Below are 13,708 nucleotides of genomic sequence, written 5' to 3' on the forward strand. Positions count from 1 at the left end.
GTTAGTTTTATGCTGAAAATTGCTTCAACGTGAGCGTAAGTTCCCACTACTACAAACTGATACTTTTACTGATTTTTTGTGCAGGCACTTTGCATGCGCAAGAAAACATCAATTTGCGGGTAGTAGCCAACGCAAAGGAGGCAAATTTGCTCCAAAAATATAAGTATAACGAAAAGCCAAGGGATTCCATAGGTGCTGCCAATACAATAAAGGCATTGGTAAAACAGCTGCATGCCGATGGCTATTTACTCGCTGCCGAAGATAGTGTAAATCGTAACCAAAACAGCTACATTTCTTATCTAAGCATTGGCCCAAGGTTCGAGTGGCTTTACCTTAAGCCGGGCAATATTGAGAATAGCCTATTGCGAAAAATCACTTATCGCAAAAAGGGTTTTGAAGGCAGAAGATTCAATTACCAAGAACTTGCCCGAATAGAAAACAGACTACTTTCTTATATGGAGAACAATGGTTTTCCCTTTGCTGCGGTAACCTACGATTCGCTGGAAATTACCGGCAACGCCATTGGCGCTTCCATGAATTTAGATACCGGACCTGCCATAACTTTCGATAGCGTTCATGTGCAGGGCGAGCCAGTGGTTAAATCGAAATTTATTGGTGCTTATTTGGGAATAGCACTGGGCGATGCCTATGACGAAAGCCGCTTAGATGATATGGTTCGAAGGATACAAAGCTTACCATATTTAAGACTGGCAGAAGCGCCAATGGTCACTTTTCAGAATGAAGAGGCCAGCATAAAGCTTCAGTTCGAAAAGCGGCCAATCAATACCATTGATGGTATTATCGGCTTTTTGCCACAATCGAGCCGAGAGAGCGGGCTGCTCGTTACTGGTCAATTCGATATGGACCTGTTCAACCCGTTTGGTTCGGGTAAACATATAGGCGTGCATTGGCGTAGGGTGAGCGAAGAAACGCAAACACTCGGTTTGCAGTACGAACACCCCAACTTGCTGCGTAGTCAGCTTTCTTTTGCGGGAGATTTTAACTTTTTAAAGCAAGACACCTCCTTTACGAAAAGGGATTTGCGTACCGATTTGTACATTAACCTAGGCGCAAACAAGAAGCTTGGCGCCTTTACCAGCTTTATTGGTACTGACTTACTTTCCACCGAACAATATAAGGAAGCAACAGCCCTGCCCGATATCATTGATTTTAGGCTAACCATGTATGGGCTAAATTTCAATTTTGAAAATTTGGATGACCCAGTGCTGCCGCGCAGTGGCAATGCCCTAAGCATAAGTGCTGCAGCGGGTAACAAGCGGATAAGGCAAAACACCAATATTCCGGCCGAGTTGTACGAAGATATTGACCTGAATACTATTCAATACCAAATAGATTTTAAGTTCGATCAGTTCTTAAGAATTAAGCAAAATTGGGCGGTTTACACAGCACTTACGGGCGGCTTTATGGAGAGTGAAAACCTGTTTAAAAACGATGCCTACCGCTTGGGGGGGCTTAAGAGTATTCGCGGTTTTAATGAGAACTACTTTTTTGCCACCAAATACGTCCAGGCCACGGTAGAAAACAGAATATTCTTTGAACAGGATTCTTATCTTTCGACATTTGCCGACTTTGGTACATTAAAAGGTTTTGCGGAAGGTTCGGGGCGAGATGCCTTTTTAGGCATAGGCGCAGGGTTTACATTGGCGACTTCGCGTGGCTTGTTCAACTTTGTGTATGCACTCGGCTCGTCCGACTCGGTAGGCTCTTTTGATTTTAACCAATCGAAAATTCACTTTGGTTACACCACCAGGTTTTAAAAATGGAAATTACAGGACTTTCAGTAAGAAGCGCGCTTATAATTGTTTCGGTAACATTGTTTATGTGTTACGCTGCAGTGCGCATGCTCTTTCCTAAAATGTTCTATGGTGTATACAGCGCTGCCGATTTTTTCTCATTAAGGCAAAAAGACGAGTTTACCTCGGGCATAAAATTGCTGAGTACCGAAAACGTGGTGTTTACCTTTTTGTTAGCAGGTACACTGTCCTTCTTAACTTTGGTTTTACTAAACGGTTATGGGCAGTTTTTAGGTGTGGATACCACAACCTTGCCTCAAACTTGGGGAACCATGATGCTTTGGTGGCTGGCGGGCATACTTGTTTTTAGTCTGCTATTTATACTCAAGTTTGTGTTTATATGGCTTTTTGGCTGGTTATTCGATTTTCCGGCATTTGTAAGTAGGCACTATCACGAGTACCAATCAATGAGCCAATACTTTTATTTATTGTTTGCCGTAGCGGTATCTGTCTCCTTATATTCTCAATTTTATTTTGCCGAAAGCTTACTATATGTGTTGGCGCTTATTCTGTGTGCCTTTGGTTTTTATCGGCTAATTAACTTATACATAAAATTATATGCTGCGGGGGGCTTTAGCATGTTGTTTATATTTTCTTACCTTTGCAGCACAGAATTGATTCCATTAGCTATTACTATAGGAATACTATTGAAATAGCTTAATCGAGTATAAAAGCAGGGAAAATTTTATGTCGAACAGCACTCAGGAAGACAGGCTGAGAGAGGTTAAGAGTATACTCGTTTCGCAGCCGAAACCATCTGACCCAAAGTCACCTTATTACACACTAGCTAAAAAGTACGGAATAAAAATCGACTTTAGACCTTTTATTCAGGTCGACCCAATTCCGGCTAAAGAGTTCAGAAAGCAAAAGATTGACATTCTTAAGCACACAGCGGTAATCTTTACAAGTAGAAATGCAGTGGATCACTTTTTCCAAATCTGCAAAGATTTGAAAATTGAAGTTCCGGCAGATATGAAATACTTCTGTATTTCGGAGCAAACAGCATACTACTTGCAAAAATACATTGTGGTAAGAAAGCGCAAGATCTTTACTGGTTCTCGCACAGCACAAGAACTTATCGAAATATTGAAAAAGCATAAGAATGAGAAGTACTTGTTCCCATGCTCGAACATTCGAAAAGACGATATTCCTAAGTTTTTGGGCGACAATGGCTATGATTATTCAGAAGCCATTATTTACGAAACTGTGGCCAGCGACCTTTCCGATTTGGACGATGTTACTTATGACATTGTAGCTTTTTATAGCCCAAGCGGAATTAACTCGTTGTTTGTAAACTTTCCGGAGTTTAAGCAAAACAACACGCGAATTGCAGTATTTGGTCCTACTACTTCAAAGGCAGCTAAAGAAGCCGACCTTATTGTAGACATTGAAGCGCCTATGCCTAACGCACCGTCTATGACGGGCGCCTTAGAGCTTTACATAAAAAAGGCGAATAATTTATAGGTTGTACGCAACCAGTAGGGGCTCTTGTTAGTTTTCTTGTAATATATATCGAGTCGTTTGAATAAATGACTTAAATTAGGCGTTACCAGAATATGACAAGAGTCCCTGTTATTTGTTTAGTCCTTTCTCTTTTCGGACTTCCACTCTTTGGTCAGCAAGATGCGCAGTTCACGCATTATATGTTCAACCAGTTGTACTACAATCCTGCTTTTGCGGGTTTGTCCAATGCTAATTCTTTAACGGCCATTCACCGTTCCCAATGGTTTGGTTACGATGGAACAACCAACACTGGTGGGGCACCATCAACCCAATACATTAGCTATAGTGGGTTTTCCAATTTGTGGAATGGAGGCTTTGGTGCATACGTTGTAAACGATAATCTCGGGCCTTCCAATAACTTAGAAGTTCAGCTATCGGGTTCGTACATTTTAGACCTCGGAAGTAACTCTTCAATTACCTTAGGACTTAAGGCCGGATTTTTTTCAAGTTCTTTAAATTTTGATGAACTCGTTGTAGTCGATCCGAATGACAATTTAGTAGGGCTGACCGGCAAAGAATCGCAAATGAGGCCAGATTTGGGTTTTGGACTTCTTTATCGGAAGGGAAATTTTTTTGGTGGTTTCAGCGCAAATCACTTAATTCAACCTGAATTTGACTTCGGACAGGATCAAATTTCCAATCAATTAACTCGACACTACTATTTAACAGCGGGTTACGATTACGCGCTAACCTCTGAGATTACGATTACTCCAACCCTATTGGTAAAGAACGTAGGCCTAGATGTATTTAGCTGGGACTTTACAGTTATGGGAAGGTACAACGACAGGCTTTGGGCAGGACTTGCCTACAGGCAGTCAGAGTCGGCATCGGCTTTAATTGGCTACAGTTTGTTGCAAGATCGTTCTCTTTCGTTTGGTTATGCGTTTGATTTTGTGGTGAATGATAGATCGGCAAAACAGCCTACTTCGCAAGAGGTGATGCTGATTTATACCTTCAAATCAAAAAATGGGGGAAGAAAATTTGGAAAGAATATCATAAGAACCCCACGATACCGTTACTAAGAAACAAAAGTTTTCTGTACGTTAAGATTTATAGAAAATTGGAACGGCAGATTGAAAACTGAAAAATAAAATATTATTTTTCGCGCTTTATTTATTGCTAAGGCAAGAATGCCAGCGCGAAAAGCAAAATAAACTACTAAAACAAAAACAATGAGGAAGACAGTACTGGGTCTGACGATTGTAACCTCACTGTTCTTAACACAAGGGTGTAGCATGTTCCAAGGATTTCTTGGCGGCAGCGGAGGAAAAGATCAGGGTAAGTATAATGAGGGACAGCTAATGGGTGTGCTAGACCGTGAGGGGTGGTATCAAGAACTTCCCTATGGGATGGTTGAGATACCCGGAAGTACCTTCTATATGGGGCAAGCCGATGAAGACGTGGCCGCGTCTCAGATAAACTATAACCGCCAGGTTACAGTGAGTTCATTCTTCATGGATGCTGAAGAAATTACCAACAACGAATACCGACAATTCTTATACGAGGTCAGCAAAATGATCTCTACTCAACCACGTGATGTAGATAATATTGGAGCTAACTATGCTACGCTTTCACCTCAGGTAAAGCAGGCGCTTAGAGAAGAGCTTCCATTGCTTATTCCTAATCCAGATGTTTGGAAGGAAGAGTTTGCATATCACTATGGTGACAGAATGCAACAATATTACTTTGACCACTCTGCGTTCGATAATTACCCTGTTGTGGGTATTACATGGGAGGCAGCAGATTATTTTACTTTGTGGAGAACTTATTGGTTGAATGAAAATGAATACCAATTGTCTCAACTATCAGGTGGTGGTTTGTTTGGCGGACTCTTCGGTGGAGGAGGCGGCAATGATGCTGCAGCTCCGGCTGGTCCTGCCGGCCCTGTTGGCAATGCGCCAGTAGGTAATGCGGGTGCAGGGGCACAAGATGTAGACCCTTTTGCTACCGAAGCTAAGATTGAAACCAGGTACCCAAGATTTAGATTACCAACTGAGGCGGAATGGGAATATGCTGCCAGAGGTGGTAAAGAAATTGTAAAATACCCTTGGGGTGGCCCTTACACCAGAAATAAAGATGGCTGTTTCTTGGCCAACTTTAAACCAGGTAGAGGTGCTTATGCAGATGACGGTTATCCTTACACTGCTCCAGTGAATGCCTTTTTGCCAAATCCATTCGGATTGTATAACATGGCTGGTAACGTAGCAGAGTGGTGTCAAGATGATTTCTCACCTGTATATAACCCATTAGTTTGGGATTTGAACCCGGTATTCCTTTACGATCCGGAAAACAACCCGAACGACAGATATAGCCCGCACCTTAAAAAGAAGGTAGTTCGTGGCGGTGCTTGGAACGATGTATCATATTACATTCAAACTGGTACAAGAACTTTTGAATACAGAGATGTCGCATCTGCATCAATCGGTTTTAGATGTGCGATGGATTATCTTGGAAAATAACCTAAACACCAAAATTTGATCTTCAACCTTACGTACAAAAAAAATGGCTGACAGTAACAATTCATTTACTTCGAAATTCTATGGCGATATAATGCCAAAAATCTACGGTCTCGGAGCGGCTGTAGTAATTGTAGGAGCTATGTTTAAGCTTAACGGCTGGGCTGGTGCAACTACTATGCTTATTATTGGTTTGGGCGTGGAAGCTTTGATCTTTGCATTCAGTGCTTTTGAACCAAAAGCTACAGATTACACCAAGTTACTTTATGAAGGGAGCGCTAAGCCGAATGGTAAAGCAAGCAGCGATGATGATGTTTCTTTCAAGAAGTTACTTCAGGAAGGTGCTCTTAAGAAAGAAGACCTTCAGCAGCTAAAAGCCGGTTTCGGTACTTTGGCAGCTAACGCTAAAGAAATGGCAGACATGACAAACGCTACTGTAGCTACTAACGAGTACGCTAAGAGTGCTAAAAGTGCTGCAGGTTCTTTGGCCAAAATCGATCAGTCTTCTGGTGCTGCAGCAGCTGCTTTTGCTGAGGTAGCAACATCAGTTAAAGGTTCTTCTACAAACCAAACGCAACTAAAAACTGCATCTGAGCAGTACTTGGGTCAGTTGAACCAAGCTACAGAAGGTCTTAAAGCAATGACAGCAATGTATAAGTCTGAATTTGCTGATACTGATTCTGTGAAAAAATACTTTGAGGCTTACATGAAAAACATGGAGTCTGCCATTGAAGGAGCAACTAAGAGCTCTAAAGAAATGGAGAAATTCCAAGCACAGCTTACTAAACTTAACGCCAATGTTGGTGCATTGAACGGAGTTTATGGTGCAATGCTTGGCGCTATGAAGCAAGTGAATAACCAGTAATTAATCGATCATGGCAGGAGGAAAGGAAACCCCTAGACAGAAGATGATTGGCATGATGTACTTGGTACTGACTGCCCTTCTTGCACTACAGATCAAGGATTCTGTATTGGAGAAGTTCGTATTGATCGAGAATGGACTGAAAGAATCTAATGAGGCTTTTTATGGCTATAATGCTGATGTTTTAACATCTATCCAGTCTGATGTTGCCAACCAAGGTAACAAAGAAGGAGACCAGGCAGTGGCTAAGGCAGCTGAGAACATTAGAAAATATACTAACGGAATTGTTGCTACACTTGATAACTTCAAGTACGAAGTAGGTAAAATCTCTTCGGGTGGTGATACCGCAAAAGTTTACCAGAGATCTACGCTTAAAAAGTATGAAGAGCCTTCTCTTTTCTTAGTAGAACAAAAGAATGCTGAGAAACTTAAAGAAGAACTCGATGCGTACGCAGGACAAATCAATAGAGTACTTGAAATTCTTGGTGCAGAACCAATGAATGCTTCTTGGAGTGAGTCTTTAGCAAAGGATGCCAACGACATTCCTTTCTATGCGAACAACCAAGAGGAGAAGAAAAAGGACTATGCTCACTTTAACTTCTACAAAGCACCGTTGGCTTCAGTATTGGCGCAATTAACGTTCTATAAGAACCAATTGTACAGTAAAGAATCTGAAGTATTGAACAAATTGAGAGGTATGGTAGGAACAGGTGTTTCTGCTAGCCCATCTGATGTTCCAGATTTGGGAGGACTTGAGGCGGCTGCACCTAGCAGTAACCCAAGCACTCCTACTGAAACACCTTCAAGCACACCTTCTACTTCTCCTAGCACATCAAACCCTGGCAATGCGTCATCTGGTTTGGCTAGTGCAGATATTAAGGAAGAGGATTACTTGGATGGTGCCTTCAGAGGTATTGATTACGCACAAGCTACTATTCTTTCATCATCAAATACGGTAACAGCCGGTTTGGACTTTGAAGCACAAGCATTCCTTACTTTGGGTAACTCTTCTTTGGAGCCAGAAGTAAAGTTGAATGGTGAAAAAGTAGATGTTGTTAATGGTAGAGGTGTTATCAAATTCAAGACTTCTGCAGCGGCAGGTGAGTACGATGCCAATGATTTGGCAACAAAGTCGTTTGAAGTGGAAATCACTGCTGATGATGGTACTGGATCTAAGATTACACGAACTACTCGTCACGAATACAATGTGGCGCGTCCGGTAATCGAGGTAGAATCAAATGCCGTTCAAGTACTTTACAGAGACTGTGCAAATGATGTAACGATTAACGTACCTAGTTTGGGTCCTGCTTATAATCCTGAGTTCAGGTTAAGCGCTGGTTCATTCGAAAAAGGTGCTGATAAAGGAAACATCGTGATTGCTCCAAAAGGTAACGAAGTGGAACTAGATGTATACAGCTCTGGTCTTTACATTGGTAAAAAGACCTTCCCTGTACGTTCTGCTCCAACACCAAAAATGAGTGTACTTCCTAACGGTCAGGCGTATGCCCCAGAAGAAGGATTCTCAGGTACTTTGAACAATTTGACCTTGTCGTTCTCCGTTGATAGTGAGTGGAGAGCTGCTTTCCCAGAAGATGCATCGTTCCTTGTTTCTAAAGGTGAGATATTGATCGTTTCGGGTAACCAAGTGGCTAGAACGATTAGAATTAGTTCGCCACAAGGATCAATTGATATGAACCAACACAGAAGCATTTTGCGTCCGGGTGTTCAGGTAATTGTAAAAGTAGAAGAGGTAGTACGTATCAATTTCAAAAACGAGCGAATTGCTACCCCTGTATTTGATAATGCAACAATCACTTTGAAATAAGAAACTATGAAAAAGTTAGGTTGGCTTTTAAGTTGTATGATGATGGTGCTTGCACTGAACGTGTCGGCACAAGAAGGAGGAGCTGATGATTTTCTTGATATTCTTGAGCAAGCGCGCAAGAGTGATAAGAAAACTAAGCTGGCTAACCTTGACTCTTATGGAAAACAAAATGACACGGCTTCAGTGCGACCAATTCGCGAAGCCGATGTTATGTTCAAAGTTCGTCTTTGGAGCCGAATGAACTTCAATGAGAAGATCAATAGGAGTTTTAACTCTAAAGACTCAAAGTTGGCACAGTTGATTTTTGAAGGAATTGAAGAGTATTACAAAGGTGATACTGACATCCCTTCAATTAAACCATATACTGCCGAGGTTTTAAGTATCGATACGTATGATCCAAGTACATATACTGCTGAAGACTCTGTATTGACTGAGCAACAGTTTAGTATTGTTACTGAAGACTATACACAAAACAAATCGGCCATTACCGATGCAGAAGTTCAATCGAGAGCTGATGAGTTGAGAATTGATCCTCAATATGCTAACCTTGACACTGACCTTAAACGTCAGGAAGAGGCAAGAAGGCAATTGCAGGCAGAGCGCGCTGTAACCAACAACTTTGATAAAAATACAGAGATCACTGAAATCATTTTTGAAGAAGACTTGATCTTCGATAAGAATCATTCAGTACCAATGTGGGATGTTGTTTCGCTTATTGTAGTAGGGCCTGTGGCGCCAGCTGGTAGCCCAAACCCAGGTATTATCAAAAACCTTTTCCGTGTTAAGTATGCAGACGTTAAGCGCTATGTTGACTATGTGTACAACACAACCAAAAAGAAGAGGGCTTATTGGTACAATCCAGGTAACCCGGGCAGTAAAGAAATCAGCTTTAGTGATGCCATAGACAAGCGTTTGTTTAATAGCTATGTGGTGTCTGTACAGAATGTAGACAACGAAAATGTTGTAACTACTTTGGCTAAAGATGAGAACAGAAACTATAGCTCATTGGAATACTCAGAAAAAATCAGAATGCAATTGCTTGAGCGTATTCACAACCTTTGGGAATACTAGCAATAAGCTTGAAGATAATAATGAAGAAAGGAAGTCAATTGGCTTCCTTTTTTTGTTGAAAGTAAGTCTTGATTAGTCTGGCGCGTGAGGCACCTACAATTGCTGCTATTTGATCTTCAGTGGCAGCTTCAATTTTACTCATGGTACGGAAGTGCTTGAGCAGCTGGTCAACCGTTACACGGCCAACACCCTTTACATTTTCTAATTCAAAATTGAAGCTATTCTTACTCCTCAGGTCTCTATGGAAGGTAATGGCAAACCTGTGTGCCTCATCCCGTAGTTGTTGAATAAGTCGTAAAGATTCAGACTTTTTGTCGATATGTAGGGGGAAGGAGTCTTCTGGGAAATACAATTCTTCCAATCTTTTCGCAATGCCTATGATTGGGATTACCCCGTATAGATCTAAGGCTTTGAGCGCATCGCAGGCAGCGTTTAATTGGCCTTTACCACCATCGATTACGATTAGCTTTGGGAGTGGCTGTTTTTCTTCTACCATGCGCTTATATCGCCTGCCAACCACTTCCGTCATGGAGCCGAAGTCATCAGGGCCAACAACCGTTTTGATTTTAAAATGTCGGTAGTCTTTCTTGGATGGTCGCCCCATTTTGAAACACACCATGGAAGCTACCGGGTTAGTACCTTGAATATTTGAGTTATCAAAACACTCGATATGCGTTGGCAGCTCCTTTAGTTGTAAATCGGCCTGTAGTTGTTTGAGTACGCGGTTGCCTTTGTCTTTTACATTTTCCAGTGATTCGTACTTCTCTTTTTTGGCGAAGAGCGAGTTTTTTAACGAAAGCTGAATGAGTTTCTTTTTATCCCCGATTTGAGGAACGGATACTTTAAAATTATCTGCAGGAATATCTAATGCAACATTCGTAAGTACTTCTCTGGCCTCACTTTGATACTTATCGCGCATTTGAACCATTACCAAGCTCAGTACGTCCTCATCGGCTTCGTTTAGCTTCTTTTTAACTTCATGCGTGATGCTCAAGTTAATGGTTCCGTTTTTAATGCGCAGGTAATTTACAAACGCGAATTTTTCATCGGAAATAATAGAGAAGACATCAATATCTGCCAGCTTAGGGCTTACTACAATCGACTTAGACTGGAACTTGTCAACTAGCTCCAGCTTGTCTTTAAATTTTTGTGCTTGTTCAAACTCTAAATTGGCGGCAGCTTCTTGCATGGCTTCTTTAAAAAATGACTTTGGCAGGCTCAGGTTTCCCTTTAGAATATGAACAGCCTGATCAACATCCTTTAAATAATCGGCCTCGGTTTGTAGTGCTTCGCAAGGACCTTTGCAGTTGCCAATATGGTATTCTAGGCAAACCTTGTATTTCTCTTTTTGAATATTGTCTTCGGAAAGATCGTAGCGGCAAGTACGTAGCGTGAATAGGGAGTTTATAAGCCGTAAAACATTGTTCATGGCCTTTACATTGGCAAAAGGGCCAAAGTATGTGCCTAATGATGGAATGAGCTTTCGCGTGCTATATATGCGTGGAAATCGTTCGTTCGACACACATATATAGGGAAAGGTTTTATCATCTTTTAGCAGAATATTGTACTTGGGCTGATTCTGCTTGATCAGGTTATTTTCTAAAAGCAGCGCATCGAACTCAGAGTTTACCAGCGTAACCTCAATGGCTTTTATTTCGGAAACCAGCCTGCGTGTTTTGCGGCTATTGCCCGAAAGCTTATTGAAATAACTGGATACACGTTTCTTCAGCGATTTAGCCTTGCCCACGTATATCAACACATCGTCTGCATTGAAATACCTGTAAACACCCGGCTGATCGGGTAGTTTGCTTATCTCCTTCGTACTAAATCTGGCCGCCTCCATAGGCCGAAATTAGTAAATATCGTCTTCAAAAATGATGTTGTCGGTAGTGTCTTTAGGCGCTAATACTTGTTCAAACCTTGCACAGTCAATTTCCATGTTCAGTTGTGCCGGTCTATCGAAGAAGCTCTTCTCAATTCCTAAAGATTCGTCTGCATATACTTTTTGCATAAAGATGCCCACAATTGGCATGGCAGTTCTGGCTCCTTGTCCGTCAGGCCAACGTGTAAAGTGAATAGCCCTGTCGTCACCACCAACCCAAGCTCCGGCTACCAAGTCTTTGGTAACAGCTACAAACCAACCATCAGAGGCATTTTGCGTGGTGCCTGTTTTGGCACCAATCTCGTTCTGCTTTTGGGCAAGGTCTACCAATCCGTAGGTCCAGGCTAGGCCTCGTCCTGAACCAGACTTGGCAGTTTCTTGTAACATATTGAGCATTATATAGGCTACATCTTCACTGATAGCACGGCTTTTTCTTGGTACATGTCTGTAGATTTCATTCCCAAACTTATCCTCAATTCTATCAATATAATACGGCTCAATATGGGTGCCCTTGTTGGCGAACGTGCCATAAGCACCAATAACTTCGTGTAGCGAAACATCTTCCGTACCCAAGGCAATGGAGTAATAAGGAGGAATTGTACTTTTTATACCGACACGCTTCGCCATGCTCGAAACCTTCTCAGGTTTAACAATGTCCATTACACGAGCCGTAATTGAGTTTACAGATCGGGCCATGGCCAACTTCATGGTCATTTCTTCTCCGCTAAATCGGCTTTCTGCGTTTTGTGGGCTCCATGGTTCGTCTTGTCCGGGTACGTTAATGGTTACCGCCTCATCTTTAAAAGTGTAGCAAGGCGAATAACCCTGTTCAACCGCAGTGGCATATACAAATGGCTTAAACAAAGAGCCCGGTTGACGTTTACCGTGCTGCACATGGTCGAACTTAAAATGTTTAAAGTTGATACCACCTACCCAAGCTTTAATGGCTCCGGTTTGCGGGTTTGTAGCCATAAAACCGGTTTGCAGAAACTGCTTATAATAACGCATAGAATCTAATGAGCTCATTAGCGTATCAATTTCGCCTTGCCAAGAGAATACCGTTAGCTTTTTCTTTTTGTTCAGGTAGTAATTAACCGAGTCCGAATCCTCTCCATACTTGTTCACTAAGTTCCGATAGGCGGTGCTACGCGGTACTACAAAATCATCAAAGAAATCATCGAGCTCACGGCCTTTGCTATCTATCCAAAGGTCGCGCCCTTCTTTCAGCAGTAATGAATCGAACAGATGTTGTACGCGGGTCATTGCACTATCCACTGCTTCTTCGGCATAGCCTTGCATGCGGCTGTCTATGGTGGTGTAAATTTTCAAACCATCACCATAAAGGTCGTAGCCCAAGTTAGAGGCGAGTACGCGTAATTCTTTTCTAGCTTCTTCTCTAAAGTACTGCGCCAACCCCTGATTGTGGTCTTGCTGTTTAAACTCAGAAAGGTCTATGTCCTGTACCCTCAAGGTATCGAAAGCATCTTGCGCTAAAAAGTCGTATTTCACCATTTGGCTCATTACCACATTTCTTCGCCATTTAGAACTTTCAGGGTTAATGTCGGGACGGAAGGTGGTCACCCCCTTTTGCATACCTGCTAAAACTGCCGCTTCGGGCACGCTAAGTTCACTTGGTAACTTGCCAAAATAGGTTTTAGCAGCTGATTTAATACCGAATGCATTATTGCCAAATTCTACCGTGTTGTAGTACATGGCCATGATCTCTTCTTTAGTGTAAGAGCGCTCTAGCCTTACAGAAAGAATCCATTCTTTGGTTTTGTAGATGAGCTGATCGAGCACTCCAATTTTGCCTTCCAGTTTACCTTTTTCATCATCGTTGATCACACGTGTTCTAAAAAGGTTTTTGGCCAACTGCTGGCTAATAGTACTACCACCGCCACGTGGGCTAAATGTGAGTACGCCAAAAGCCACACGGAACATACTCTCTAAATCGATACCGGAATGAGACTGAAAACGGATGTCTTCGGCAGCCAAAAGGGCATTTACCAAATTAGGACCCAGTTCGTCATAAGTAACAGGGTTACGGTTGTCTCGAAAATATCCAGAACCCAACGGAACACCATCGGCAGTGTAGAGCATTGAGGTAAGGTTTTGCTCTGGGTTTTCAAGCTGCGAATAGCTCGGTAACTCTCCAAACCAATTGTTTAGATTTACACTAACAGACCATATGTAAAGTGGAAAGCCTACAATTCCCAACACAAAGCCAACCCAAACTACTCGGGTAGCTATTTTTAACCATTTTCTGTTTGCCTTTAATGCGCCTTGGTCAGCCAT

At 42.1% G+C, this 13,708-nt stretch carries 10 protein-coding genes; 8 read left to right on the forward strand and 2 right to left on the reverse strand.

Annotated features, from left to right (window positions below; translation table 11 throughout):
- Nucleotides 1-29 precede the first annotated feature (29 nt).
- The 8 genes from BMW98_RS04195 (at nucleotide 30) to BMW98_RS04235 (ending at nucleotide 9,531) form a co-directional block, all read left to right on the forward strand.
- Complete coding sequence (locus tag BMW98_RS04195; RefSeq protein ID WP_090257172.1) at nucleotides 30-1,778, forward strand: BamA/TamA family outer membrane protein; 1,749 nt, start codon at nucleotides 30-32, stop codon at nucleotides 1,776-1,778.
- Nucleotides 1,779-1,780: 2 nt separating this feature from the next.
- Nucleotides 1,781-2,470 carry a DUF4271 domain-containing protein gene (locus BMW98_RS04200; protein WP_090257173.1) on the forward strand — a complete coding sequence of 230 codons (690 nt, stop codon included), beginning with the start codon at nucleotides 1,781-1,783 and terminating at the stop codon, nucleotides 2,468-2,470.
- A gap of 31 nt (nucleotides 2,471-2,501) precedes the next feature.
- Nucleotides 2,502-3,278: a uroporphyrinogen-III synthase gene (locus BMW98_RS04205; RefSeq protein ID WP_090257176.1), complete on the forward strand. Its 777-nt coding sequence runs from the start codon at nucleotides 2,502-2,504 to the stop codon at nucleotides 3,276-3,278.
- 92 nt (nucleotides 3,279-3,370) lie between these two features.
- Nucleotides 3,371-4,339: a PorP/SprF family type IX secretion system membrane protein gene (locus BMW98_RS04210; RefSeq protein WP_090257178.1), complete on the forward strand. Its 969-nt coding sequence runs from the start codon at nucleotides 3,371-3,373 to the stop codon at nucleotides 4,337-4,339.
- Nucleotides 4,340-4,489: 150 nt separating this feature from the next.
- Nucleotides 4,490-5,776, forward strand: coding sequence for an SUMF1/EgtB/PvdO family nonheme iron enzyme (locus BMW98_RS04220; protein WP_121505231.1), 1,287 nt, complete (start codon nucleotides 4,490-4,492; stop codon nucleotides 5,774-5,776).
- Between the two features lie 43 nt (nucleotides 5,777-5,819).
- The gene (porL, locus tag BMW98_RS04225; protein ID WP_090257182.1) at nucleotides 5,820-6,638 is read left to right on the forward strand and encodes a type IX secretion system motor protein PorL/GldL; all 819 of its coding nucleotides are present in this window, start codon (nucleotides 5,820-5,822) and stop codon (nucleotides 6,636-6,638) included.
- A gap of 10 nt (nucleotides 6,639-6,648) precedes the next feature.
- Entirely contained in the window at nucleotides 6,649-8,460 is a 1,812-nt protein-coding gene (porM, locus tag BMW98_RS04230) for a type IX secretion system motor protein PorM/GldM (protein WP_090257183.1), read from the forward strand.
- A 6-nt stretch (nucleotides 8,461-8,466) separates the two neighbouring features.
- A complete protein-coding gene (locus BMW98_RS04235; RefSeq protein ID WP_090257185.1) occupies nucleotides 8,467-9,531 on the forward strand; it encodes a hypothetical protein in 1,065 nt (354 codons plus the stop codon).
- A gap of 34 nt (nucleotides 9,532-9,565) precedes the next feature.
- Here the strand turns inward: BMW98_RS04235 and uvrC are convergent, their stop codons facing one another.
- The gene (gene uvrC / locus BMW98_RS04240; protein ID WP_090257186.1) at nucleotides 9,566-11,374 is read right to left on the reverse strand and encodes an excinuclease ABC subunit UvrC; all 1,809 of its coding nucleotides are present in this window, start codon (nucleotides 11,372-11,374) and stop codon (nucleotides 9,566-9,568) included.
- Nucleotides 11,375-11,383: 9 nt separating this feature from the next.
- Nucleotides 11,384-13,708 (reverse strand): penicillin-binding protein 1A, encoded by a 2,325-nt coding sequence (locus BMW98_RS04245; protein WP_090257188.1) that lies wholly within the window; start codon nucleotides 13,706-13,708, stop codon nucleotides 11,384-11,386.

Origin of the sequence: Roseivirga pacifica (assembly GCF_900111145.1) — a bacterium.
GTDB lineage: Bacteria > Bacteroidota > Bacteroidia > Cytophagales > Cyclobacteriaceae > Roseivirga > Roseivirga pacifica.